This window comes from Brevibacillus laterosporus LMG 15441 (assembly GCF_000219535.2).
Taxonomy (GTDB): Bacteria; Bacillota; Bacilli; order Brevibacillales; family Brevibacillaceae; genus Brevibacillus_B; species Brevibacillus_B halotolerans.
Window position 1 is genome coordinate 2,384,513 of record NZ_CP007806.1, and the last position, 26,524, is coordinate 2,411,036.

Sequence of the window (26,524 nt, forward strand, 5' to 3'; positions counted from 1 at the left end):
GTATTGTTTGCCCATAACCTCATCGTAAGGAGCAGAAAAGAGATGAACGAACATACACCAGCAGCTAAACAAGGTGGTCTTGAGTATTGGAAAAAGGTCGTCATTCTGTTTTGTCTTGGGTGGACTGTCATCTGGATTTACAGAACTGTACTGAACCCGATTTTACCAGAAATTAAAGTGCAGCTTGGTGTGGAATCAGATGCTAGCATGGGTCTAATCTCCAGTATGTTTTTTCTGGCGTATACCTCTATGCAGATTCCATCCGGCTTTCTCGCTGATAAATTTGGAAGAAAAATAATGCTGATCCCGGGCTTCTTAATCTTTGCTTTTGGAGCCTTTACAGTAGGGATTGCACCATCTTTGGCTTTCCTGTTAGTGGGAAGCTTTCTAGCAGGACTTGGACAAGGTACTTATTATGGGCCAGCTTATTCAATCTCATCCTCCGCAATTCCAAATGAGAAGCGAGGCTTTTCAACTGCTATTATTAACAGCGGCTCGGCGCTCGGAATGGCCCTAGGATACATCGGTTCCTCTTATATGGTAAAGGGACTCGGCTGGGACTGGAGACCTCTCATTTATGTTACAGGTGCTTTAATTATTATTGTTGTTATTGCCTTTGCTAAAGTGATTAAGGAAAAACCAGCAGAAAAAGCTGTTGAAGGAACAAAGGAAAAAGATCCGAATGATAAAGCAACAATGAAAACGCTTTTTGGCGATATTCGCATGGTTTCTGCTTATGTCATTTACTTTTCCGTGTGTTACGGGTATTACATGATTGTAACCTGGCTTCCTAGTTACCTGCAAATGGAAAGAGGCTTTCAAGGTGCTGCTATCGGCTTTGCTTCTGCTTTGGTTGCCTTTGCTTCAGTACCAGGGGCCCTATTGTTCAGCCGTTTGTCTGACAAGTTCAAGCATAAAAAGATAATGGTTGTTATTTTGCTACAAATTATAGCCGCAGTTACCTTGTATCTAACGGTGGCGGTGCAAAACAACGAATTACTGATTTTGTTCCTAATCATGTATGGATTCTTCGGTAAACTAGCCGTAGATCCAATTATGATCTCTTACGTGGCAGATATTGCTCCGAAACAAGGATATAGCACAACGTTTGGTGTGTTTAACTTTTTTGGAATGATGTCATCTGTAGTTGCTCCGTTTGTAACCGGTTTAATTTCAGACGCTACAGGAAGCAAAATCTTGGGCTTTTACCTCGCAATCGGTATTATTATAGTATGTACCGCATTCCTGTTCTTTGTGAATGTAAAATCCTCACGCAGGAAAAAGGTAGAAGCCAACGAACAAGACTTCAAATTTAGCAAATGATTTCGTTAGTCTTGTACTGACGGAATCATGGCCCAAAAAAATAGAGAATTGGAGAGAAATGACAATGGGTTATCCAACTGACTTACTATCCAGCCGTTCCATCATCAAACATGGCAAGTATGCTTTGATTGCTCCGGAGGGCTTGGTTAATAACGTGGTTCCGGGTTTTGACAACTGCTCGATTTCTATTTTGGCAACTCCGAAGCTTGGAGCAAGCTTTGTCGATTATGTGATTACGATGCATAAGGGTGGCAAAAATACAGATGGCTTTGGTGGACAAGACCTTGTCGAAACCTTCGTATATGTTCTTGAAGGTGAAGTAAAGGCATCAGCTGATGAACAGGCTTACACATTGACAAGTGGCGGATACCTATACTGCCCACCAGGAACAACCATGTATTTGGAAAACCTAAAGGATGGTGACAGCAAGCTATTCTTGTACAAGCAGAAACATAAACCGTTAAAAGACTTGAAACCATGGGTCGTTTCCGGTAACTCAAATGATATCCCGGAAGAAGATTATGATGGCATGACTGATATGCGAATTCAGGATCTTCTACCAAAGGAAATAGCTTTTGATATGAATTTCCACATTTTGACCTTTGATCCGGGTGCATGCCATCCATTCATCGAAACGCACGTTCAGGAGCATGGGGCATACTTACTCTCTGGTGAAGGAGTGTACAACCTCGATAACGAGTGGATTCCTGTGAAAAAAGGCGATTATATCTTTATGGGTCCATATGTGCAGCAGGCTTGCTACGCTGTCGGTCGAGAGAAGCTTGCTTATGTTTACTCGAAAGACTGCAACCGAGACGCGGATCTCTAAGAGAAGTGCCTCAGCAGACGAGGAAGATGGTAAAAGGTGACTGCTTTTTACCATTCTCCTTGTTATAGCTAAGGAGCAATCACAGTATTGCTGAAATCCAATGTAATAGAGGTGTCGGAATTGAGAGTATCCAGACAAGAGTTAAAAGATCTGATTACCAATAAACTGCACAAAGCAGGTTTGACCCAAGAGCATGCAGAAGGTGTGGCGGAGGTTCTGGTCCATGCCGACATTAGAGGCATTCATTCCCATGGAGCCATGCGCGTAGAATACTATGCAGAACGGATTGCAAAAGGCGGACTAAATACTGATCCTTCGTTTACATTTGAAAAAACAGGCTCTAGCACAGCGGTATTTGACGGGGATAATGGAGTAGGTCATGTAGCCGCTAAGCAGGCGATGGACGAAGCTATCAAGATGGCCAAAGAAAACGGGGTAGCTGTTGTTGGCGTCAGAAGAATTGGACATAGCGGAGCTCTTTCTTATTTTGTACGTCAGGCTGCAAAATCAGGGATGATTGGTATTTCTCTGTGCCAATCTGATCCGATGGTCGTTCCTTTCGGAGGTTCTGAGCCGTACTACGGTACCAATCCAATTGCTTTTGCTGCCCCTAGCAATGATAAGCGCATCATGACACTGGACATGGCGACAACTGTACAGGCTTGGGGAAAAATTCTTCATGCTCGATCTAAACAGGAATCCATCCCGAATACTTGGGCGGTGGATAAAGAAGGCCATCCAACTACAGATCCTTTCAAGGTAAATGCCCTGCTTCCGATCGCGGGTCCTAAGGGCTATGGCTTGATGATGATGGTGGACGTGCTTTCAGGTATTCTGCTTAATCTTCCATTTGGGAATAAAGTTTCCTCCATGTACCATGATTTGACGGAGTATAGGAACCTTGGTCAGCTTCATCTTGTAATTAATCCAGCTTTCTTTACAGATGCAGATATGTTTAAACAACATATTTCTGCTACAATGGACGACCTGAATCAAATTAAGCCGGCACCCGGTTTTAAACAGGTGCTTTTCCCAGGTCAAAACAACGACATGATTCAGGAAGAATACGAAAAAAATGGCATTGAAGTTGTCGATGATGTCTATGAATACCTAGTTTCGGATATCGTCCATCGAAATGCCTATGATCATAAAGACCCCTTTGCTAAATAAAATAGGCGGTTGTAGTGTGAAAAGGAAGGTGGCATAAATGAGAGTAAGCAAACAAGAGCTAACGGAGTTAATCACTCGCAAACTCCATAAAGCCGGATTGACAGAAGAGCATGCAGAAGGAGTAGCTGACGTTCTGGTTCATGCGGATGCAAGGGGTGTTCATTCTCATGGTGCCATGCGTGTAGAATACTACGCCGAACGGATTGCTAAGGGTGGTACCAATGCGTATCCTGCGTTTACCTTTGAAAAAACGGGTCCTTGCACTGCTATTTTTGATGGTGACAATGGGGCAGGGCATGTAGCGGCTAAGGTAGCAATGGATGAAGCTATCGCAATGGCCAAAGAGAACGGTCTTGCAGTTGTAGGTGTTCGCAGAATCGGCCATAGTGGAGCCCTCTCTTACTTTGTTCAGCAGGCAGCAAAAGAGAAGATGATTGGAATCTCTTTGTGCCAATCTGATCCGATGGTCGTACCATTTGGGGGCTCAGAGCCGTATTATGGTACAAATCCAATCGCCTTTGCTGCACCTGGGGATGGGGACGACATGATTACTTTCGATATGGCGACAACCGTACAGGCTTGGGGAAAAATCTTACATGCGAGATCAAAAAATGAAACCATTCCAGATACATGGGCGGTAGATAAAGAGGGTCATCCAACCACAGATCCATTCCAGGTGAACGCTTTGGTACCAATCGCTGGACCTAAAGGATACGGATTAATGATGATGGTAGATGTACTTTCCGGTATTTTACTCGGATTGCCGTTTGGAAATAAAGTGTCATCGATGTATCATGACCTGACAGAATACCGGAATCTGGGACAGCTTCATATCGTAATTAATCCTGCTTATTTTACAAGCATGTCTGGATTTTTACAAAACATTACCAATACAATGCAGGATTTGAATCAGATAAAACCAGCTCCTGGGTTTAAAGAAGTATCTTATCCGGGACAACGTAGTAAAATTCGCGAGGAAGAGAGCGAGAGCAACGGGATCGAAATCGTGGATGATGTGTATGCCTATTTAGTGTCGGACGTTGTTCATAAAAACCAATACGACAAGAAAGATCCTTTTGCAAAGTAAGTTCATAGCTAGCCTAGAAAGAGATGTCATCCTATAGCAGCATCCCTATTCTTTAATCAATTGACGCTGTGATGCTTTAATGAATAAATCAACTTATCTGACGGAAGAGGTGCTCGTACTAATGCTACATTCCATCATTAAAGAAAATTCCTATCAAGATTCGGTTAATCTCATGCTCCTAACAAACAAGATTTCCACGATGGATGGAGTCAAACAAGCCTCCATTATGATGGGAACACCTGCGAATAAAGAGATTTTCCAAAATACGGGTATGTTTACCGATGAGCTAGAAAAAGCAGGACCGAACGACATGTGCATCGTGATTGATACAGACGATGAAGACAAAGTAGCTCAGGTGCTGACCACCATTGAAGAAGAGCTGAAAAACCAAGCTATCAGCAGTAGCAAACAGGAATTCGAATCCGTTCGAACTTGGGATAAAGCGATGCAGGCTCTGCCAAATGCAAATCTTGCTTTGATCTCTGTACCTGGTCAATATGCAGCCGAAGAAGCAGAAAAAGCCCTTGATCGCGGGCTACATGCTTTTATCTTTAGTGATAACGTTACGATTGAGGATGAACTACGACTCAAACAAAAAGCCCATGAAAAAGGCTTACTGGTTATGGGGCCTGACTGCGGAACAGGGATTTTGTCCGGTGTTCCGGTAGCTTTCGCTAACGTGGTAAAAGAAGGCAACATTGGTGTCGTGGGAGCATCAGGTACTGGTATTCAGGAAGTTACCACTCTGATTGACCGTTTGGGTGGAGGCGTAAGCCATGCAATCGGAACAGGTGGTCGAGACCTTTCTGAAACGATCGGTGCAATTACAATGTTAGATGCTATTGCAGGACTTGAGAAGCATCAAGCTACCGAGGTAATCGTAGTTATTTCAAAACCTCCTGCAAAAGAAGTTCGTAACCAGGTGGTTCAGCTTTTACAGCGCATTTCAAAACCAGTAGTTGCTATTTTTGTAGGTGAAGAGCCTGAAGCACATGAAGGTAGCGTATATTATGCTCACACATTGGAAGAGACTGCCATGATTGCCGTGGATCTGTCTAAAGGAAAAGAAATCAAGGCCAACTACAATATGCTAAGTACAGAGGCTCCGAAAGTTGAGCTGAAACCAGAACAAACCGCCATTAAAGGTCTGTACTCAGGTGGTACGCTTGCTTATGAAACCGCTATCCTGATGTCGAAAGGACTTGAATTAGGACAACTCATTCATGAAGACGGCTATATGCTAAAAGCCAAAGGACATGAGGTAATCGACTTAGGGGATGACAAGTATACACAAGGCAAGCCTCATCCAATGATTGATCCGGAGACAAGAATCCATTACATTGAGCAGGCAGCTTTGGATGAATCCACAGCGATCATTTTACTAGATGTTGTTTTAGGTTACGGTGCCCATGATGATATGGCTAGCGCATTGTTGCCTGTCATAGAGAAAGCTCAACGTAATGCTAGAGAAAAAGGCAAGAACCTGTATTTCGTAGCAACGGTGTGTGGAACTGAAAAAGATCCACAAGATTACCACGAGCAAAAGCAAAAGCTTGAGCAAGCTGGCGTTATCGTAAAAGAAAGCAATAATCAGGCTGTTCGGACAGCTCTCGCCATGATGGGAATCCAGCTTAAGGACAAGGAAAAATCACTGGTTGCTAGTAAGCAGAATGAACAAGAAGATAACAAGGTTTCTGAATCCATTGTTAAACTTTTGAGTGGAAAGCCGGTAGTGATTAATGTGGGACTCAAAAAATTTGTAAACGCAGTAACTAGCTACGGTGGAAGTGCTGTACATTTTGATTGGCGCCCGGTAGCTGGAGGAAATGAAAGAATGCGTAAGATTTTGAGCTTATTGAAGTAAGCTGACATTTAGAACATAAACAATTCGTTATTATTAAAACGCTTACAAAGCATATATATAAGAACATACAAATAAACTAATATCCAATTAGGAGGATGTAGCATGTACGGACCTTATCAAACAATTGATGAAGCAAATCAGGCAGTTATTCAAAAAATTGTAGCTGGTGCTCCTTTTCTAGTAGATGTAGTTCCTGCCAAATCCGTAGTAGAGGAATTAAACGGTCGGGTGCTTCTCCACGCAGGTCCACCTATTCAATTCGAGGACATGACAGGACCAATGCAAGGGGCTTGCGTCGGAGCATGCTTATTCGAAGGGTGGGCAGCGAATGAAAAAGAAGCGATGACCATGTTAAAACAAGGGGACATCACATTCATTCCGTGCCATCATGTCAAAGCTGTAGGACCTATGGGCGGTATTACATCAGCCAACATGCCACTATTGGTTGTGGAAAATCAGACAGATAGAAATCGTGCCTATTGTACGATGAATGAAGGAATCGGAAAAGTACTACGATTCGGAGCCTATTCTGAGGAGGTTATCCAGCGTCTAAGATGGATGAGAGATGTTCTGGCGCCTACTCTCTCTAAGGCTTTGCATCAAACTGAGAACGGCTTAAATATTAACGTCATGATGGCAAAGGCAATTACGATGGGAGACGAATTCCATCAACGCAACATCGCAGCCTCTCTTGTATTTTTAAAAGAAATCAGTCCTTATATCCTGCAAACCGATGCATCTGAAAAAGACAAATTCGATGTAGTGAAATTCCTAGCAGATACTGACCAGTTTTTCCTGAACGTTGCGATGGCAACCTCGAAAGCGGTGTTAGATGCTGCAAGAACAATTCAGCACGGCACAGTGGTAACAGCTATGTCTAGAAATGGAAAAAACTTCGGAATACGTATCAGCGGTATGGGAGACGAGTGGTTTACAGCGCCAGTTAATACGCCTCAGGGATTATTCTTTACAGGCTATTCCCAGGAAATGGCGAATCCTGATATCGGTGATAGCGCTATTACAGAAGCATTTGGCGTTGGCGGTATGGCTATGGTTGCAGCTCCAGGTGTTACTCGTTTCGTCGGTGCGGGCGGATTTGAAGATGCGCTAGCAACCAGCAATGAGATGACAGAAATTTGCATTGATCATAACCCTAACTTCACGATTCCAACTTGGAACTTCCAAGGTATCTGCCTCGGAATCGATGCACGAAAAGTAGTAGAAACAGGCATCACACCAGTCATCAATACTGGAATTGCCCACAAGGAGCCTGGTGTAGGTCAAATTGGTGCAGGTACGGTTCGTGCACCTCTCGCTTGCTTTGAAAAAGCACTGGAAGCTTATGCACAAAAACTGGGATTAATTTAACAAAACGCAGAAAAGGGGAGAGCGACATGAAAGAATTACTGCAGATAAACGGGATGTACAGCCAGTCTGTACACCCTCTCCTCCAGACCGGCACCCCCGGCTATATCCATAGTGTGTTTCAGAACGGATTTAATATCGGAATGGAAGATGGGCTTATTTTTATCGGGGGAACAAAGAACGGACTGCTTCCTTTTGGCATTCACGTGGAGGATAGTCTGGTACCCAAGCTTGTTTCTTTGATCAAGCAAGGGGAAATCGTTCGCTATGACAGCGGCATGTCGGCTCTTCTCTTTTCCACGTTTTATATAAAATTGAACCCTAAACATGCTTATCATCTCTATGTAGAACCGATGACGGAGCATCCTGCATCTTTGCTTCGACATTTGAAGGCGTTTGTAGTTGAGCTAATAGAGGATAATCGACCTACAGGAGCTGATATTTCCGTAGAGCATTTCATCCACTGCTTCATGAAGGAATCCTTTGGGTTTTGTTCGGAAAGCGAACGGAAGGTGTTACAACTGATGGATGCTGCTTCAACCGAGAGCTTCTCACAGATCGATGAAGTTCTCAGGTACTGGATTGGTCGAGGAAAAGGCCTCACTCCTTCTGGAGACGACATGCTGGTGGGACTGCTTGCAGTGGATGCGGTAACGGAAGTGCTGACGGACTCCTTCCGCTTGCACGTAACCAGTCTGGTGGAGAACGAAGCACTGACAACAGATATCAGTCGAGAATATCTGAAGTATGCGCTGAAGCGGGACTTTAGCTCGGTGGTGACAGATGTTTTACATTCTCTACTACAAAAGGATACAGACAGCTTGGATGAGAGGATTAGAGATTTGTTACGCGTAGGTCATAGCTCAGGTCTGGATACAGCATTTGGCATACTGATCGGTATGCTGATAATAAGGAGGAATTCAAATTGTCACAAAAAGTTGTAATTGCTCTTGGGGGCAACGCTATCTTACAACCCAAACAGCAGGCTACTTATGAAAATCAACTGGAGAATATCCAGAAAAGCTGCGAGGTAATCGCACGTATTGTGAAGCAGGGCTACGAGGTAATTATCACACATGGGAACGGTCCGCAGGTCGGAAATATTTTGCGTCAACAGGACGAAGCAAAAGAAGTAGTTCCGCCATTCCCTCTTGATGTGTGCAGTGCAGAATCCCAAGGCTTTATCGGGTATATGATGAATCAATGTCTATTAAATGAGCTACAAAAGCTCGGACTAACTAATTCCGTAATAAGCATGCTGACACAAACGGAAGTATCAAAGGAAGATCCAGCATTCCAAAACCCGACAAAACCGATAGGCGTTTTTTACAGTGAAGAAGAAGCCAAGCGCCTTACTGAGGAAAAAGGTTGGATTGTGAAGGAGGACGCAGGCAGAGGCTGGCGTCGTGTAGTTCCGTCTCCAATGCCAAAAGCGATTATCGGAGCTGACTTAATCCAATCCCTGACCGATCAAGAGAACATCGTTATTGCTGCGGGTGGAGGAGGCATACCTGTATCCCGTCAATCGGACGGAACTCTTGTAGGGGTGGAAGCTGTAATCGATAAAGATCGAAGTGGTTACCAGCTTGCTCAAGATGTGAATGCCGATATATTTATGATCTTGACAGATGTTGAGAATGTGTATGTGAACTATGGCAAACCAAATCAAAAATCACTCGAAACGATATCGCTGGAAGAAGCTAAGCAGTATGCTGATGAAGGTCAGTTCAGTGCCGGAAGCATGGGACCTAAAATGGAATCAGCCATAGGCTTTGCCGAAAAAGGTGGGACTGCTATCATTTGTTCCTTGGATCAGGCGGATTTAGCTTTGGCAGGAAAAGCAGGTACCCGCATCACTCAAGCTATATCTAGCGCAAAGTAAATAATAGAAGAGCTAATTTCGATACGAGCAGTTCTATAGTCATGGAAATGACAATAGGACTGCTCTATTCTACTTTATGGCAAAGAAAACTATTCCAACTAACAATCAACTACAAATTTGTTATTTTTATATGAGTAAAATGTCATCTCAGCATCATTGTAAAACCAATCAGATCAGTTATAGTATGTAAAAGGATGAATGTAATAAACACAACGTGAGCTATCAACAAGAGATGGAACAGGAGAAACCAATGAACATGATAAAGAAACTATTGAAACGAAAAATCGTCTGGATATGTCTTGTCCTATTTGTATTTATTTATGGTAACAACAGTTCTTTGTTTGCCCATCGACCCGATGGATCACCTCTGTTGCTTGCCCATCGAGGACTTGCTCAGACCTTTAGCATGGAAAATATCACGAATGATACCTGTACAGCCGAGCGAATAATGATGCCAGAGCATCCTTATTTAGAAAATACCATCCTTTCTATGGATGCCGCTTTTAAAGCTGGTGCGGATATAGTAGAATTCGATGTTCAATGGACAAAAGATAACAATTTTGTTGTTTTCCACGATTGGACTCTTGAGTGTCGTACGAATGGGAAGGGTGTTACAAGAGATTTTACAACCAAAGAGCTGCAAGCACTCGATATTGGATACGGCTACACGGCAGATGGCGGTAAAACCTTTCCATTCCGAGGGAAAGGAATCAATCTAATGCCAACTCTGGATGAGGTGCTAAACCATTTTCCTGATCGTTCCTTTCTGATTCATATCAAAAGCAATGATGCCAATGAAGGAATTCAAATGGCAGCTTATCTGCAAAAACTACCCGCTAGCCGTCTGGACCAATTAACTGTGTATGGCGGGGATAAGCCGATAGCCGAGATAAAAGAGCGAATTCCTAGCCTGAGAACCATGTCAAAGGCTTCGTTGAAAAAAGATCTTCTTACTTATATGGCAATAGGGTGGACCGGCTACGTTCCCGCTAGTCTAAAGCATGCCCAGTTACATATACCTGATCAGTTTGCTCCTTGGTTATGGGGATGGCCAAATCGTTTTCTGAATCGGATGGATGAAATGGACACACGAGTCATTATTGTTGGTGGAGATGGAGAAGGATTTTCAAGTGGATTTGACTCTCCTGAGGATATCAAACGCCTACCAAACAATTACAGCGGTGGGATATGGACAAATCGGATTGATAAAATAGCTCCTTTATATAAACAGTAGACTATCCTTTTAGGGGAAATAGATTTTTCTCGGTAGTACTTTCTATAGAATAGGCAGAAAGATAATAAGAGACGAGGCACATTTAAATAGGAAGGAATCGGTATAAAAATAATACACATAATATTTATTATGTAAAGTCAGTCTTTTTTTCATGAGGTTAGCATCCTTTCTGCTAGGGTTCAGAGATATAAAACTACAACACTTCCCACACAAAATTGGCAAGAAACATTTTTAGATCACACAAATTTCTCAACTTACGAAACAAAAGCAAAAGTGTTTTTTGTAAACAGATAAGGACTAAAGATAGAAGCTCATTTATCTTAGTCTTTATCTGTTTTATTTATTTTAAGGTTATATACAATTGATGATTATGTAATACAAACAGCAACTCTGTAAGGTACGTGAAAGATCAGTTTCCTACCGCAATTGCCTCTACTTCAATTAATAGTTCATCTTTTATCAGTTTTCTAACTTCTACTGCTGAACTAGCTGGAGGATTCATTGTATTAATGTACTGATCCCGAATATCTCTAACAACTGGCATTTGCGAGAAATCTGTCAAGAAAAAAGTTAATTTCACTACATCATGAAAGTTTAATTCCGAAGCCTCCAAAGCTATTCTGATATTTTCAAATACTTGTTTTGTTTGTAAAGCTAAATCTCCCAATTCCTACTATATTACCCTCTACGTTAATTGCAACCTGTCCAGAAAAATAAATTGTTCTACGGGCATTGCTAACATCTACTACATGGGAGTAACCAAAAGTCGCTGGCATTGCTTCAGGATTTATAAATTTTTTTTGCAAGGTGCTTCTCCTCCTTGTTTTATCAAACAAATTTTAGAGTGACACACTCACCTTGTAGATGAGAACCACCAAATCTAAATCTAAAAATTAGGATTCATATGGGGGTATAATTATGTCATTTCCCGTAAGATTGGTACAATTATTTCACATAAAATGACAAAAATCTACCTACTTAAGCCCTTTATGAATTGCTATACAAGGAACACAGGTCGCTATTCAAAAGGAAAATAGATAGAGAATAAAAATGTAAAATGTATCCAAAGACTCTTGTAAAATATAAATTAATCAGAATAATGCGGTTAGTTCCTAAATGCCCATGACTTTCTGCTTAATTATTCACAACTTATATATCATTTACCATTATTAAATCAATTGTTAAGATTACGTTTGTATATCATACTAATTTTGACAATGGAGGCATCTAGGTGAAATCGAAAAGCATTTATTCCGTCATTCTTGTATTACTTATTGCCGTTTTTACCACTTCTGTCTATGCAGCAGAAAATCTAAAGTGGGTGAAAGGGGGGACAACCGTTCATGTAGGAGATCGTTTAGCTACTTTTAAAATCCCTGATAAGCTTGCTTATTTGAACAAAGAAGATACAATCATGGTCCAAAAACAATTCGGTAACTCTACATCGTCACGTGAGATTGGAAGTGTATATCCTACTTCGGATCAGGAAAATTGGTTCGTAGTAATGGAATATGATGAAGTAGGACACATCATGGACGATGAGCAAAACAATATTGATCAAGATGCAATTCTGAAGAGTTATAAAGAAGGAACAGAAGAGCATAACAAAGAACGTAAGCCAGAAGAACAAATTCATGTAGTAGGCTGGGATGTACCCCCTTCCTATGATGCAAAAACACATACCCTTCAATGGTCAATGCTTGCCGAGGATAATAACAAAAATCCGATTATCAACTACAATTTGCAAATGTTAACAAGAAAAGGATATGTTTCGTTTATTCTTGTATCTGATCCAGCAACACTAGCGAAGGATAAAAAGACCTTAACGGAGCAAATTGTGCCTCAGTTCAAGTTGGTAGAAGGAAATCGATACGACGATTATGATGCGTCTACAGACAAGCTAGCTGACTATGGCTTGACTGGACTCGTTCTAGGTGGTTTAGGCTTAGCTGTCGCTAAAAAAGTAGGTTTTCTTGCACTTATTTTAGTATTTTTGAAAAAAGCATGGATTGTTGTAGTTCTTGTATTAGGTGGTATCTTTAAAATGGTCATGAACATCTTCAAAAAGAAAAAGAACCATATGGACACATCCAGTGATATGAATGCGGAGGCTAATCCTACTTCTTCAATTGAGCAAGCTCCAGTAGTAGAATCAACTGAATCATCGGCTCCTTCTAATCAAACTGATTCGACATCTGCTTCAAACGATAATTCTAAAACGCTATAAATAGTGAAACCATCTTGGGTAACCGAGGTGGTTTTTTACTTGTTTGACTGGGGGACAGTTAGCCGATTTTTGGCTAATTTGTCCCTAAAATAAATACGGCAGCTTGTTCAAAAAAATAAAAGAATAAGTAGAAGGCGAGAAGGAGAATCTATTGATGAAAAAAATGAGCTATTAAGGAGGGACCGACAGGATGCTGTGGAATAAAATCTGGCAAGCTGATATGGCTAACAATGGGATACTACCGTTAATCAAAAATGTAAGTGAGGATCAAAAGGATGATTCTAAAGGATATGTGATTGTAGATGAAAACCCCCGTTTAGGATGTAATAACCCTAATCACGAGCCTAGCGAGAATCGAGAAGTGAACGTTCTTACTAATGTTGTTATTCCTTCCCATAAAAAGAAATCCTATGAATTATTTGAAAAGCTGACTGATAAGTATAATATGAAGCTTGGGGAAAAAGAGCAATTTGATCCTATCAAACTTGATGAAATCAATACATTTTTACAATACGTGATCAGTACAGAACCTATGAAAATAGCAAGAGAATACGTAATGAATCATAACGGCAATCATACTATTTCATCTGATGCTGAATGGATAAAATTATTGTATGATATATGGTTTGAACCCCGTCGAAGAGGCACTACATCTGCTTTTGAGCATATTTTTCTTGGTGAGGAAGGACTAGATCATGGAGAAATAATCTTAGATGGTCATCATTTCTGGTATCATTATTATCTAAAGGATGGTCCCTTTGAAATCACGCATCAGGAAGATGTCATTTACTTCCTTCATTATTTTGAACTGCAACGATCAGAAAAAAGTAAGCTGGGAGAGGTTATTACTATTACTTATAAATATCTGGAAAAAACGTCGGAAACTGATGGACGAGTTTTATATAAAAGAACTGGGGGATTCTTTGTAGGATTGAGTCCAGAAGGATTATTAGCGATGGGTACAGTCGCCTATATCAATGGAGACGAAGAGCAAATGATCACCATTAACGATGAAACATATAAACTAATCACGGCTATAAAAACAGAAGAAGGTGTTACTTTTTTCAGAACCTTCTATCCTAAGCTTCAAAATGCGATTCGGGTTAGCTGTTAGTTCCATCAACAGAACAAGGTGAACTAGGGAATTGTCCAGTACACATGGACCAAAAATACAACTGAAAAAAGACCTGTCCTTTTCTGTATCCATGGGGGAGGGTGGCTAACTGGTGGGTGGGCTTTGCCATGGGAACGGACCTGACCTGGCTTTAAATGGCGATATCGTTGTAGTTACAGTCAATTACCGGTTAGAAGCTTTAGGAAATCTATTTTTACCAGGCATATCCGAGGGAAACCTTTGCATTAAGGGATTTGATTGCTGCCTTGCATTGGGTAAAGAATAACATTGAGGTTTTCGGTGACGACCCAACCCAGATCACGGTACCTGGACAATCGGCTGGTGCGTGGTATTCTGTTGCATTAATGGCTACCTTATTTACTGGGTAATATTTTTAACGGTCTCATCATTTCATTATCCTCATGGGCAATCATATGGCAATGCCAGACATATCCCGGACCAATGCTAGGATCAAAAGGATAGGGACTGCCATCTTGTGACGCGAACCTAATCCTTATTGTCGTTACTTCTCCAGGATTCATTTGTATTGTATCCTTCCAGCCTTTCTCATTGCCTGCAGGCTTAATGGGCTTACCTTGCAAATATGGTTTTGTCGGCAGTTTCTTTGGCTTAACATAAAAAGGTGGGGTTCCAGGCGGTGTTGCTTTATTTCGTTTCTCCCAGTCTACTAAATAGTCGGCAGTTCGGAGCTTTTGGCGGTTAACAAGTAGGAACTGAACGAGATGAATATGGATTGGATGAGTGTCATTGGTAAGATTTACAATTTGCCAATCCTCTGTAGTTCCCGCCTGAGGCAGTTCTGAAACAAGATTTTGCCACAGTTGGCCATCTAATGTGACCTGCAGGGGACGATTAGGACCTTCCAGCTCGTATAATGTTAAGGTTCGCGTTTTGGTTGGCTTTAATTTCGGAATCTTCTGGAGGATGGATGGTAATTTCTTTGGCGATAATACTTTTTTCTTTATGACTGTAAATTGCATAATTTGACCGACTGTTTGCGGGTCCGCCATTGTTCCATCAGGGAACGGAGCACTAGCAGTTAGAGCAGAGAAATCAATCAGAATATCTGCTCGTTCATCATTCGTAGAAAATATGATACAGACAGCAAACTACTTACAGCCCAAAATGGCTTGTATTACATGAAAGTGCAGTAGCATTATCATCTCGGACAGATGTGTTTCCTAAAACCGTGATATTTTACTTGATGACGTGACTGAGGGGCAGAATGAACAAACGAGAATCATTACCAACCTTACATTATTTCTTATTTAAGAAGAATGGATTTTTATGCCTTCATACTTCTCATAGATGAAAGATGACTATGAATAGGAGTTCTTGCACAATATGGATTCAAAGTCGAATTCATCATTTTATAGGTCTTCAGCTTGCAGATCCCCAATACCTCCTGTTCTTTTATCTCCACGTTGTAGAACGCTATTGACTTAGTGTTCTTTTTTATTGTCAAAAGCAGTTTATTTTTGTCGAAAAATTTAATGCCGTTGCGAATAAAGTTAAAAAACTGAAATCGTAGAACAGCGTGGTAAAATATTGCTCTAAAGGAAGGGCGAGGGGAATGTCATTAAGATTTTTTATAATGGAATAAATTAACTTCATGAATACCCTTGTTACGATCCAGCTTTCATTATAAGATAACTATGTTTTGCCAATTTGGAAATGGGAGGTAACTATCTCGTATGTACAACACGATTAAAAAGTGGACAGCAATGATATGGATTATCACGCTGTGTATCAGTATCTTGCCAGGAGGTGAAGTCATTGCTTTAAGCAATACCGTTAGAACAAACGACAAGCCAGACGTTGGAACAGAGGGAAACAGAGGGGATTTTACAAACTGCGAAGGAAAAGACGCCCAGCTCTGATTCTTCCTCTCTAGCTACACCAGAAACGACAGCGCTCTCAGAAAACACGGCTTCAACCGTTGAACAAAAATCTGAGAAAGAATCTGGGATAGAACCGGATCATGAAAAACAAGAAAATCAGGGAAACCAGGGAAACCAGCAAAAACAACAGACCCAAGAGCCTCAAACAAACTCCGAACTCATTTCTATACCGGGATATGAATCTTCCGTTTCCTCTCAGCTTACTCAAGAAAATGAGGTAACGCTTGAAAAAGAGACCGTGGAAAAAATTCTGCAAGAACAAGAGACAAAACAAGCCGTTACCATTTCTCTTACGTCTGAACGAACATTACCACAAGAAGAGCTTGATCCAAGTAAACTTATCGAAATAGAGAAGTTGATGTATGAAGCTGCTGCGCCAGAGATTACTTATAACGACAATCAGTATAGGGGTCAACTGGTTAAAGGAAAATACTTCGCTACTGTACTAGATAAAGACGATCAAAAAACAGTGATTCTCAGCATTGAATACAGTGGGAACATTGAGCGTTCCCCGCTTACCCTTGAGCATTTTGAACTAGGAGACGAGCAGCCTACAAATCAACCTAAGGTCTCGCTTCGCAAGAAAAGATCGATTTTAGAAGAGGAAGAGCCGCCAACAAGACCCGGTCTTTTGAAAGCATTTGAAACGGATGATCAAAAAATGGTCATCAACTGGACTGGTTCGAAAAGCAATGTTGCTTTAGCAGGCTATGAAATCTATCGAAATGGAAAGCGTATTGCTATGACAAAAACGACTACGTTTACGGATAGTGATCAAGACCCCTTGGTTTACAGCTATGTGGTTCGAGCGATCGATATAGCAGGTAGACGTTCCGAGCCAAGTAATGTCGCGGTTCCCATTCCCTATAAAAAATCGGTCCAAATCTATAAGAAAGAACGGTTTTATGATGATACATCCTGTGCAATTAGAGAGGAATCTGCTTTCAGAGAGGCACCTAGCCGAATTACCTATCAGGATAAAGATAACTACAGTGGATATGTAAAGAAGGATAGTTATATTCTCATCGGTTGTGGCGGAAAAAATGAGGATAAGTATGCTGATATCGATGTGATTTACAAGGGTGAGGTTTATCGAAGCTTACATGAACTTTCCACGAAGCCGGTTAATCTCGTAGCATCATCTGTTAGCGAAAACGAAGTTACGTTAACATGGGACCCTGTCGTAAAACCAAACGATCCGATTCTATCGTATACCGTGATCCGAAATGGGGAGAATCCCAAAAATGTAAGCCAGAATAAGTATATTGATAAGAATGTACAGCCTGGCATGCAATATCATTATCAGGTTGTTGTCATTTTTGAATCCTTAACCGTCTCGCTACTCAGCGATGAGTTAAAAGTCCAGATACCTGGTACCGTTACGAATCCGCAACTAATCCTATCTACGAATGTACTTCAGGAGTCAAGTCAAAACGATGGCAGCATAGCTATGCCTTTAAGCGTTTATCTCAAGCAGGGAGTTTTTGCAAAAGATCTCTCGAGCGGAATCACGATTGAAAATTTGCCAGAAGGTTTAATCGTATCGACAAAGCGTGATTCAGACAATCAGATAACCATTCAATTGAATGGCAAAGCCAAGATCCATGATAAGCCAGTGGACAACCTGATGGTGAAAATAGAGAAGAATTGTATTGTTGGTGCAACTGCTGAAGTAAAAAGCGATGCCTTCTCGATTGCTTTTCGAGAGAACCATATCGCAGCCTTGTATGAATACGAATACAATGAGCAGAATCAATTAATCGCTATTAAAAAAGACGGAACAGTTATCCTTCGTTATTTATACGATGAAAATGGAAATCTACTAACGAAAAAAACCGTACAGGAGTAAAATAAAGGGTTTGGGAGGAATTTATGTATAGAAAATGGGTTTCCTCTTTTTTATGTGTTGCCATTCTTTGGACAGGGTTATTTACAAACGCATTTGTTGTTGGGGCAACAGATGCGCCAGAGAAAAACGAGGAAATAAGAAAGACAAATGAAAAGGATACAAAAGATTGGATTATAGAGGAACAGAAAAAAGTAGAACAGCAGGAAAAAGAACCAACATCTACGAAAGGGGACGTAACTAAAGAACAAATAGCCCAAATGAAGTGGGAACAGCTTCCGCTTGCGTCTGTTCAACAGCTTTTTGATCAGGGGGATCGCACACTTTTACAAATCGTTGCCTATTATTATACCGATGTGCATCAGCTTTTGACAGAAGAAGAGATCAATCAGCTGTACACGTGGAATGACGAACAGGTCATGGACCAGATTGCCAACTTATCAGCCGAAAAAGTACAGCTGTTAGAGCAAAAAGCCCCTAGTGTCGTTCAGGCTCTACAGGATTGGAGAGACAAGGACAAACCAAAAGCTAGAGTAAAGCGCATGGCATCGGCTCCTGCACCAAGTCCAAGTATGCACTTTACAGAAAAGGAACAGCCTATTCGTCATTTTACCAATCATGTGGAAAATCCCGTAGATGATATCTATCTTACCTCGAACATGCTGGAAACAGATTTGACCCTTGAAGGAAAGCATGGAATGGATTTGGTTATCCAGCGCCGATATAACTCGCTATCTAGTAAAATTACGGCCCCTGGTTTCGAATATAGTGAAACGGCGAAAGAGAATAGAACCACGATCGTAAGAGAAGAATCCGGTACCTTGCCCCATACGGTAGGAACAGGCTGGAGCTTTAATCTTCCAACCTTTGATGAGATAACAAAGGAATTAGGGATTAACGTACATGATTATAGTAATCAGCAATTTTATGAGGCAAAAAATACAAAACACCCTGTTTCCCAATTTATCATGTCCGGTGATGATTGGAGTACGATTGATAGTAGTAAAAAGCTTCCCTACCAGAATATTAAATTGCCTTCTCTTATGACAAACAGAGAGTTAGGTTTTGCAAAAGATGGTTATTCCTATTCCATTGAATATAGGGAAAAAGGTAGTACGTATATTGTTGAAAAGCAAAATATCTATGGAGATAAAATTACGTACAAGATTCCAGATTATAAAAGTACGATCGAAATTATTGATACCGTTGGAAGAAGAGTGGAGATTGGGTATGGGAAGGAAGGAACGATCGATTTCCTTAAGGTGTATAACCAAAAAAATAACCTGATCAAAGAGCTTAGATACCATTATGGAGATCTGAACAATACACAGCGGCTGGAGAGTGTAGAAGAAGTAAAGGATGGAAAATCTACTACAATTGCTAGATACAGCTATAAAACAGCAACTGCGGAATATAACTACATCAAGTCATACGAATTACCAAAAGAAAATAACGAGGCTGTGAAGCCAGATCAGCTTGAATCGGAAGCCTATCTAGCAAAAGACAAACAAAAACGGCAGTTTATTGAATACTTATTGCTGCAAAAGGTAGAGTATCCTACACAGGGCTTAACAGTCGATTATACCTATAGCACCTTTAATCCTGAATCTGCCAATCCGTTTGAACGCGGAGTCATTAGGCTTTATCAGGATAACCAAGCGATATCCTACTATACGTATCATCCGGTCACTTCGGTTCGATTTAGCTATGATCAAACCTCTTCCTTGTTTGGGAATTCCGAAAGAAAAAGCTTTATCTATTACTACAAATTCACTAATCAAGGAAAGCCAACAAAAGAGATTTGGAAGACACCTAAGTCTGGTATTACGCGTTTGAGTAACCATCCGCTTCGTCAGGGAGACATTGTGACCATTGAAGAAACTAATAGTTTTTCCTCGCAATCGACGGAAAGAACCTATCGGGTTAATGAAAACGAACATTTTAATCTGGTTCTTGAAAAGAAGACAAGTCCCAAAGAGCAATCCGAGTCGGTAGCAGCAGATGGGAAAGCTTATCGATATAACCCGGTGAGCTATACCAGCTACGCCTACGAAGGGATTAAAACGAAGCCATCGTATGTCTATCATTTTGTAGATAACTTGCCAGAGGGAGAGGCTAAGCAGTATTTATTGGCACCTCAGATCGATAAGCGCGACAAGATCGAAAACCTCTCCTCCTTAGCAAATGAGGCGATCTATGAGTATGACCAAAATGGAGATGTGACAGAGCAAAAGGACCCGAATGGTTTAACAACCCATTACAGCTACAAAGAAGTAGGGACCTTGCGACTGCCTGTTCTCGTGGAACAAGTTGCTGAAAATGGACATTCCAAAAAGCAAGAGTATGTTTACAATCGGGACAATTTACTGGAAACAGAAACCATTACAGCCAAATACCCAGGGCAGGAATATGAGGATAAGCTGCTTCGTACATACAAGTATGGGGACAAAAAGCTTCCAATTTCCTTAACAGAGGTTCAATTTGGGGCAAGTGATGAATTCTCCCATTTCTCGAAGTCCTTTACCTATGACCAGAATGATCTGCATGTCTCAACGGAACAAATTACGGTCTATAACGGAGAAAACTCCCTAGAAACGTATGCATTTACCTATAGGTATGACGATTTAGATTTCTTAGTAACTAAACAATTTCCTGATGAGAGCATAGTAGGGTATTTCTACGATGAACTTGGAAGGATTCAAAAGGAAATGTTTATTTCCTCAGATGGCGATAATCGGGAAACAAAATATTCGTATACAAACAGGGATCGTACAGTGATGAAATCGTTGCCTAACAAAACAGGTCTGATCACTTCATATACACCTGCTGGGGAAGTCGTGTTCTCCGTAGAGGTAGATAGTCAGGGCAATCGACGTACTCTTGTAGAAAATAGCTATGCAGAGGATGGAAAACGATTAGTAGCAACATATCCGTATGGGAAAAAGGAAAAAGGAACCACATACAGCTATCACAGTGATGGAACCCTAAAGACTGTCACAGACGCGCTGAAACGCACGACCACCATGCAATACGCTAATCAGGCCGAGGATAGCAGTTTGATAATTCCGGTAGAAAAAACGATTGCTCCCAATGGATTAGAAACCACAGAGCTTTATGATCGCTATGGACAAATGATTACCAGTAGGGTTCATACGGCAGACGGCACGTTATCAACGGAAACTCAGATGCAGTATGACCGCTTTGGCAATCCAACGCATAAGCAGATCACAAACGAAGAGGGAGAAAAGCGTAAATGGGACTATAAGTATGATTTACGAGGAGAACCCATCTATGTAAAAGACCCGGAAAAGAACATATACAAATTCCAATATGATGCGAACGGGAACCTGATGAGTACCTTTGAAAATGACAAGGAGACGGCCCGTTACGTATACAATGGACTTTCATGGAAGCTGCGTGAAATTGATCCAGCTACCAAAAAGGTCAAAGAGAATTACGAATATGATCAGAGTGGAAATCTAACCAGCTTTACGGATCAGAAGGGAAATACTCGTAAATATACCTATACACCATTCTATGAGCTTGATACAATGCAGGTCTTGTCAGGTAAAAAAGTAGTAGAGACGGAGAAGAATACCTACGATCCAACGACACGCCAGCTAGTCACCCAGCAAAACAACGATACAAGGGTTTCCTATACGTATGACAGCTTTTTACGTCCGACTTCCATGACCACATTTGGACGTACGTACGAACAAAGATACGAGGATGAAGATGACACCCCGGATTCGATTGTATATCCAGATGGAGCTATCACAGCTTACAACTATGATGAGCTAGGACGCATCTTATCCGTCAAACATCCAGGAATGGACAAAATCACCTATGAGTACGATACATCTACGACAGGGGATACCGTGCATGTCCAGTATCCAAACGGTACCAAAATCGAGAAAGGCTTCAACTCATTTGGCCAGACAACAGACGTACAGCATTTCCAAGACAACAACAAAGCATGGATAGAGAAAAACCAATATAATGGCTTTGGAAATCTAGTAGAAACAACGGTAAACCAATCTGCGTCTACTTTCGGCTATGATAAACTGGATCGGATTCGCAAGGAAACAACACCGACAAGAGAACAAACGTATACGTACGACGAACGGGGCAACCGCCAAAGTATTTTGACGGCAAAATCTCCAATGATTGCAGATAGTTCTTACACCTACGATGCTCTTAACCGTCTTAACACCTATACAAAGAACGGAAAGGAAAGCACCTACACATACTATCCGGGTGAACTTAGGGCAAGTAAGGAAATAGACGGCAAAACAACTCACTATGTCTATCTAAATGGCAACGTGATTGAGGAGTTAGATGAAAAGAACAACCTCCAAGCCCGTAACATCTGGGGGAATGAGCTTCTCTACCGGGATGATGTAAAAGGTGACAAACAAGGCTATTACTATACAAATGCCCACGGAGATATTGTAGAAATAAAGGACAAAGCTGGGCAGACCCTGAATAAGTATGAGTACGACCTCTGGGGAAATATAGAGAGCAAGCAGGAAACGATGTCCAATCCGTTCTTGTATGCGGGAGAGCTATATGACGAAGAATCCGGCTTGATTTATCTGCGTGCCAGGTATTATGATCCAAATGATGGAAGGTTTATAACAGAGGATACGTATAAGGGGCAAGTGGATAATCCGCTTAGTTTGAACCGGTATACGTATGTTTACAATAATCCATTAATTCATTCTGACCCGACAGGGAATGTTGCTTTTCCGGTTTCTCCGTCTTTAACATGTGCTGTTGATATGGCGAATTGCAAGACAAATCTTGATGCACAAGTATCGTCAGGTAAGAAGATAGCAACTGAAGGAGCAAATTTCTTAATAGTAGACGATATAAATACGCTTTTGGATCCGACTAAATCATTGGGTGAAAAAGCTTTTACTGCCGCTAGCCTTTTCCCATTTGCAAAAGTTCTAAAAGCAGCTAAAGTTAATGTTAAAATTAATAAAGCTGTCAAAGCAATTGTAAAATGTAATTGCTTTACAGCAGGTACAAAGGTATTGACTGACGAAGGGGAGAAACCTATTGAGGAAATTGAGGTAGGGGATAAAGTTCTCTCTAAATCAGATGAAACTGGAGTAGTGGCATATAAAGAAGTCGTGGGGCTGTTTCAAAAACAGTCTGATCAAATCTATAATGTACACGTCGGGGATGAAGTTTTAGAGGCTACTGCGGAACATCCTTTTTGGGTGGATGGCAAGGGTTGGACGTTTGTTAAAGACCTAAAAGTTGGAGACTTACTTGTTTCGAGTAGTGGGACTACATTGGCAATAGAAAAGATTGAGAAAGCACCAAGAGAAACGACAGTATACAACTTTGAAGTTAAGGACTTTAATTCTTACTTTGTTTCAAACCTAGGCATTTGGGTGCATAACTGTGAAATTCTCAAAGCTCAAAATATGTCTCAGTTTTTCAAGCTTGATTTTGGTGGTTCTTTAAAGAATGTCTCGCAAAAAACTAGCACAGTGGTTAAAGGTTCTACAGTCTACAAGATAAATGGAAAAACAGGGAATAATTATTTAAAAAAAGGTGATGGATACTACTTAGACACATTGCATTATGACCACATAGAAGTATTCGATAGCCGAGGAAAGGTCAAAGCGGTACTGAATTTGGATGGTTCGTTTAATTCTAAGAAAACAGAAGCGGCTCTAAAAGAAGGTCGTAGAATTAACTTGTAAGGGGTAGATTTTATGCAAGAAGAGCTTATTAAAACAATCGGTATTCTTTCTCGGCTGAACGACTCTTGTCGTAAAAAGATTATTTCCCAAGAAGAATTAGAAGAACAAATGGCGAATTTAGAAGAGTTCACAAATTTGGTTGTAGAACTTAGGACGGTCTTATCTAAACTGGACGGGGATAAACATTCAGTGGGGGATGTGGTTGAGAACCTGTTACAATTACACTTGAAATACTCGGATTATATATGGCATATTGACCAAATCCATGAGTTAATAAAAAAAATGGCAGGGAATTATCGAGATTCCTATTAGTATCTTAAGACCTTGAGAACGAAAGTTCTCAAGGGTTTTCTTTTTTAACCCCATCTAGTACACCATTCTATGAGCTTGATACGATGCAGGTCTTGTCAGGTAAAAAAGTAGTAGAGACAGAGAAGAATACCTACGATCCAACGACACGCCAGCTCCTCACACAGCAAAATAACGATACAAGGGTTTCCTATACGTATGACAGCTTTTTACGTCCGACTTCCATGACCACATTTGGACGTACGTACGAACAAAGATACGAGGATGAAGATGATACCCCGGACTCGATTGTGTATCCAGATGGAACTGCAACAGCTTACACCTATGATGAGCTAGGACGCATCTTATCCGTTAAATATCCAGGAATGGGCAAAATCACCTATGAGTACGACACGTCTACGACAGGGGATACCGTGCATGTCCAGTATCCAAACGGTACCCAAATCGAGAAAGGCTTCAACTCATTTGGCCAGACAACAGACGTGCAGCATTTCCAAGCTAACAACAAAGCATGGGAAGAACAAAACCAATATAATGGTTTTGGAAATCTAGTGGAAACAACAGTAAACCAATCTGCTTCCACGTTCGGCTACGATAAACTGGATCGGATTCGTAAGGAAACAACACCGACAAGAAAACAAACGTACACGTATGATGAACGGGGCAATCGTCAAAGCGTTGTAACAGCAAAATCTCCAATGATTGCAGATAGTTCTTACACCTACGATGCTCTTAACCGTCTTAACACCTATACAAAGAACGGAAAGGAAAGCACCTACACATACTATCCGGGTGAACTTAGGGCAAGTAAGGAAATAGACGGCAAAACAACTCACTATGTCTATCTAAATAGCAACGTGATTGAGGAGTTAGATGAAAAGAACAACCTCCAAGCCCGTAACATCTGGGGGAATGAACTACTCTACCGCGATGATGTGAAAGATGACAAACAAGGCTATTACTATACAAATACCCATGGTGACATTGTAGAAATAAAGGATAAGGCCGGGCAGACCCTGAATAAGTATGAGTATGATCTCTGGGGAAATGTAGAGAGCAAGCAGGAAACGATGTCCAATCCGTTCTTGTATGCAGGTGAGATATATGATGAAGAATCGGGCTTGATTTATCTGCGTGCCAGGTATTATGATCCAAATGATGGAAGGTTTATAACAGAGGATACGTATAAGGGGCAAGTGGATAATCCGCTTAGTTTGAATCGGTATGCATATGTGCATAACAATCCTGTGAGTAATGTTGATCCTACTGGGAATTGGTGTGAATCTAAGGATGGAAGGTGGGCACATCCTGGCGGATGTAGTAGTAAATCCAGCAAAAAGTCTCATGATAATGATCATAGTGGTGACTTTATCATTGAAAACGGTAAAGTTATTGGGGCTTTCAAATATGATGATGGTAGTGGGGCCAGAGAATTAGAAGGATTTGAAGATCCATTTACTTACATTACAGGTGTTGGTGGGCTACTAAAAGGGGCAATCAAGGCTGGAGCTAAAAAAGCTTCACAAGAAGCTACAGCTACTTTTATCAAAATGGATTTGCAGTTTTTTTCTAAAATTAATTTAAGTATTAAGCCTGCTGTAAGTAATAAAAAATTACAAAACATTGTAAATGAATTGTATAAAGGGCAAAATATGCCTAAATTAATCGGAAATGGAACTACTATGGATGCTATTCGTTTTGAGCTGAAAGCAGGTATACCAGTTGGTGGAAAATTCCATAGTCAAAAAGGTCGAGACTATAGCAGAGCATTAGAAAAATTAGTGAATAATAATACATTAAATCATCAGGAGAAACAGATTGCGCAGGCGTTATTAAATGATCTGAGAAATGCTTTAGCTGGTAAATAAAGATATTGGGAGTGAATTAAACATGGAGTACAATGATTTAGTTCAAACATTGTTAGTAGAAATACCAGAACTTAACCCTGTGTATGAAGAAGAAATTGAGTGGTTAAAGGAAGATTTACCTCATGTAATTTTTGGTATTGTTTTTAATCCGTATTTAATTGAAATTCTGAATTTACATGACCAAGAGAAAAAACTAAAAGCGATTTTTATATTCTTAGAAAAAATGGCAATGAGTTCTGATGAAAAAGTAAAGGAGGTATTAGTTACCACTATTCTTGAATCGTTAATAACGGAAAGGAACATTATTGTTAAAGCAAAGCATTATATGGGGAGTGTAACAAAGAAATTGTGTGAACAGCTAGAAATAGCATATGGATACTAAATAAATTTATTCGACACCTCATTGGGCCGTTATTCTCGGTGAGGTATTGATTTAAATTATAGTGATAGTGGTAGAAGACATCCTAAAATGGGTGGATGAAAACCAATACAATGATTAACGACGCTTTACTTTCGGGTAATTACTTAAAAAACTATGAATAAAGCTAAAGATATGAAGTTGGAGGATTTATCTGGCTGTCTAGCTTCATCCTTGTTAAACCATCTATTACGTCATATTGACGGAGCTTATAAGTCGGCTTTATTTCATAGTAGGAGAGCATTAGAGTTATCTCCTAACATTATTAGTTTGAAAGAAAATTTGTTGTTTTTTCATACCGTTCCAGATCGATTGATATGTAAAGAGGAGGCTATAAAGTATATAT

The 26,524-nt window shown here is 40.7% G+C and carries 18 protein-coding genes and 1 pseudogene; 17 read left to right on the forward strand and 2 right to left on the reverse strand.

The window, feature by feature from the left end; genetic code table 11:
• The first annotated feature begins 42 nt into the window (after positions 1-42).
• The 9 genes from BRLA_RS10925 to BRLA_RS10965 all read left to right on the forward strand — a co-directional run bounded on the left by BRLA_RS10925 (position 43) and on the right by BRLA_RS10965 (position 10,754).
• Positions 43-1,323, forward strand: coding sequence for an MFS transporter (locus tag BRLA_RS10925; protein ID WP_003337435.1), 1,281 nt, complete (start codon positions 43-45; stop codon positions 1,321-1,323).
• A 64-nt stretch (positions 1,324-1,387) separates the two neighbouring features.
• A complete protein-coding gene (gene allE, locus BRLA_RS10930) occupies positions 1,388-2,152 on the forward strand; it encodes a (S)-ureidoglycine aminohydrolase (RefSeq protein ID WP_041752113.1) in 765 nt (254 codons plus the stop codon).
• A 120-nt stretch (positions 2,153-2,272) separates the two neighbouring features.
• Positions 2,273-3,322 (forward strand): ureidoglycolate dehydrogenase, encoded by a 1,050-nt coding sequence (allD, locus tag BRLA_RS10935; RefSeq protein WP_041752562.1) that lies wholly within the window; start codon positions 2,273-2,275, stop codon positions 3,320-3,322.
• A 37-nt stretch (positions 3,323-3,359) separates the two neighbouring features.
• Positions 3,360-4,409 (forward strand): ureidoglycolate dehydrogenase, encoded by a 1,050-nt coding sequence (gene allD / locus BRLA_RS10940; RefSeq protein ID WP_003337438.1) that lies wholly within the window; start codon positions 3,360-3,362, stop codon positions 4,407-4,409.
• A 121-nt stretch (positions 4,410-4,530) separates the two neighbouring features.
• A complete protein-coding gene (gene fdrA, locus BRLA_RS10945; protein WP_003337439.1) occupies positions 4,531-6,273 on the forward strand; it encodes an acyl-CoA synthetase FdrA in 1,743 nt (580 codons plus the stop codon).
• A gap of 102 nt (positions 6,274-6,375) precedes the next feature.
• Positions 6,376-7,641, forward strand: a complete 1,266-nt coding sequence (locus tag BRLA_RS10950; protein ID WP_003337441.1) for a YlbE family protein — start codon at positions 6,376-6,378, stop codon at positions 7,639-7,641.
• 26 nt (positions 7,642-7,667) lie between these two features.
• Positions 7,668-8,582, forward strand: coding sequence for an oxamate carbamoyltransferase subunit AllH family protein (locus tag BRLA_RS10955; protein WP_003337442.1), 915 nt, complete (start codon positions 7,668-7,670; stop codon positions 8,580-8,582).
• Complete coding sequence (gene arcC, locus BRLA_RS10960) at positions 8,564-9,520, forward strand: carbamate kinase (protein ID WP_003337444.1); 957 nt, start codon at positions 8,564-8,566, stop codon at positions 9,518-9,520. Before BRLA_RS10955 ends, arcC begins: the two co-directional genes overlap by 19 nt.
• A gap of 250 nt (positions 9,521-9,770) precedes the next feature.
• Positions 9,771-10,754, forward strand: coding sequence for a glycerophosphodiester phosphodiesterase family protein (locus BRLA_RS10965; protein WP_003337445.1), 984 nt, complete (start codon positions 9,771-9,773; stop codon positions 10,752-10,754).
• A 409-nt stretch (positions 10,755-11,163) separates the two neighbouring features.
• Here BRLA_RS10965 and BRLA_RS10970 read toward each other — a convergent pair.
• A pseudogene (locus BRLA_RS10970) lies at positions 11,164-11,560 on the reverse strand (RidA family protein).
• A 425-nt stretch (positions 11,561-11,985) separates the two neighbouring features.
• On the opposite strand from BRLA_RS10970, the gene BRLA_RS10975 reads away from it, so the two are divergent.
• From BRLA_RS10975 to BRLA_RS25260, 3 genes are all read left to right on the forward strand, one after another.
• A complete protein-coding gene (locus tag BRLA_RS10975; protein WP_003337447.1) occupies positions 11,986-12,981 on the forward strand; it encodes a DUF2167 domain-containing protein in 996 nt (331 codons plus the stop codon).
• Positions 12,982-13,171: 190 nt separating this feature from the next.
• Positions 13,172-14,095, forward strand: coding sequence for a hypothetical protein (locus tag BRLA_RS10980; RefSeq protein WP_003337449.1), 924 nt, complete (start codon positions 13,172-13,174; stop codon positions 14,093-14,095).
• 206 nt (positions 14,096-14,301) lie between these two features.
• Positions 14,302-14,484: a carboxylesterase family protein gene (locus tag BRLA_RS25260; protein ID WP_081870810.1), complete on the forward strand. Its 183-nt coding sequence runs from the start codon at positions 14,302-14,304 to the stop codon at positions 14,482-14,484.
• On the opposite strand, the gene BRLA_RS10985 is transcribed toward BRLA_RS25260, so the two are convergent.
• The gene (locus tag BRLA_RS10985; RefSeq protein ID WP_003337451.1) at positions 14,470-15,126 is read right to left on the reverse strand and encodes a multicopper oxidase domain-containing protein; all 657 of its coding nucleotides are present in this window, start codon (positions 15,124-15,126) and stop codon (positions 14,470-14,472) included. The genes BRLA_RS25260 and BRLA_RS10985 overlap by 15 nt on opposite strands.
• Positions 15,127-15,934: 808 nt before the next feature.
• Here BRLA_RS10985 and BRLA_RS10990 point away from each other — a divergent pair.
• The 5 genes from BRLA_RS10990 to BRLA_RS11010 all read left to right on the forward strand — a co-directional run bounded on the left by BRLA_RS10990 (position 15,935) and on the right by BRLA_RS11010 (position 26,142).
• A complete protein-coding gene (locus BRLA_RS10990) occupies positions 15,935-17,866 on the forward strand; it encodes a fibronectin type III domain-containing protein (protein ID WP_003337452.1) in 1,932 nt (643 codons plus the stop codon).
• Between the two features lie 23 nt (positions 17,867-17,889).
• Positions 17,890-23,583, forward strand: coding sequence for a polymorphic toxin-type HINT domain-containing protein (locus tag BRLA_RS10995; protein WP_003337453.1), 5,694 nt, complete (start codon positions 17,890-17,892; stop codon positions 23,581-23,583).
• A gap of 12 nt (positions 23,584-23,595) precedes the next feature.
• Positions 23,596-23,895 (forward strand): hypothetical protein, encoded by a 300-nt coding sequence (locus BRLA_RS11000; RefSeq protein WP_003337454.1) that lies wholly within the window; start codon positions 23,596-23,598, stop codon positions 23,893-23,895.
• A gap of 83 nt (positions 23,896-23,978) precedes the next feature.
• Positions 23,979-25,760 carry an RHS repeat domain-containing protein gene (locus BRLA_RS11005; RefSeq protein ID WP_003337455.1) on the forward strand — a complete coding sequence of 594 codons (1,782 nt, stop codon included), beginning with the start codon at positions 23,979-23,981 and terminating at the stop codon, positions 25,758-25,760.
• Positions 25,761-25,782: 22 nt separating this feature from the next.
• Complete coding sequence (locus BRLA_RS11010) at positions 25,783-26,142, forward strand: DUF7674 family protein (protein WP_003337456.1); 360 nt, start codon at positions 25,783-25,785, stop codon at positions 26,140-26,142.
• The last annotated feature ends 382 nt before the right edge of the window (positions 26,143-26,524 follow it).

Excerpts from the sequence above, each read along its gene's own strand:
- BRLA_RS10925 (WP_003337435.1), top strand. The coding sequence starts at position 43 with ATGAACGAACATACACCAGCAGCTAAACAAGGTGGTCTTGAGTATTGG.
- allE (WP_041752113.1), top strand. The coding sequence starts at position 1,388 with ATGGGTTATCCAACTGACTTACTATCCAGCCGTTCCATCATCAAACAT.
- allD (WP_003337438.1), top strand. The coding sequence starts at position 3,360 with ATGAGAGTAAGCAAACAAGAGCTAACGGAGTTAATCACTCGCAAACTC.
- fdrA (WP_003337439.1), top strand. The coding sequence starts at position 4,531 with ATGCTACATTCCATCATTAAAGAAAATTCCTATCAAGATTCGGTTAAT.
- BRLA_RS10950 (WP_003337441.1), top strand. The coding sequence starts at position 6,376 with ATGTACGGACCTTATCAAACAATTGATGAAGCAAATCAGGCAGTTATT.
- BRLA_RS10955 (WP_003337442.1), top strand. The coding sequence starts at position 7,668 with ATGAAAGAATTACTGCAGATAAACGGGATGTACAGCCAGTCTGTACAC.
- BRLA_RS10965 (WP_003337445.1), top strand. The coding sequence starts at position 9,771 with ATGAACATGATAAAGAAACTATTGAAACGAAAAATCGTCTGGATATGT.
- BRLA_RS10980 (WP_003337449.1), top strand. The coding sequence starts at position 13,172 with ATGCTGTGGAATAAAATCTGGCAAGCTGATATGGCTAACAATGGGATA.
- BRLA_RS10985 (WP_003337451.1), bottom strand. The coding sequence starts at position 15,126 with ATGGCGGACCCGCAAACAGTCGGTCAAATTATGCAATTTACAGTCATA.
- BRLA_RS10995 (WP_003337453.1), top strand. The coding sequence starts at position 17,890 with ATGTATAGAAAATGGGTTTCCTCTTTTTTATGTGTTGCCATTCTTTGG.
- BRLA_RS11000 (WP_003337454.1), top strand. The coding sequence starts at position 23,596 with ATGCAAGAAGAGCTTATTAAAACAATCGGTATTCTTTCTCGGCTGAAC.
- BRLA_RS11005 (WP_003337455.1), top strand. The coding sequence starts at position 23,979 with ATGCAGGTCTTGTCAGGTAAAAAAGTAGTAGAGACAGAGAAGAATACC.
- BRLA_RS11010 (WP_003337456.1), top strand. The coding sequence starts at position 25,783 with ATGGAGTACAATGATTTAGTTCAAACATTGTTAGTAGAAATACCAGAA.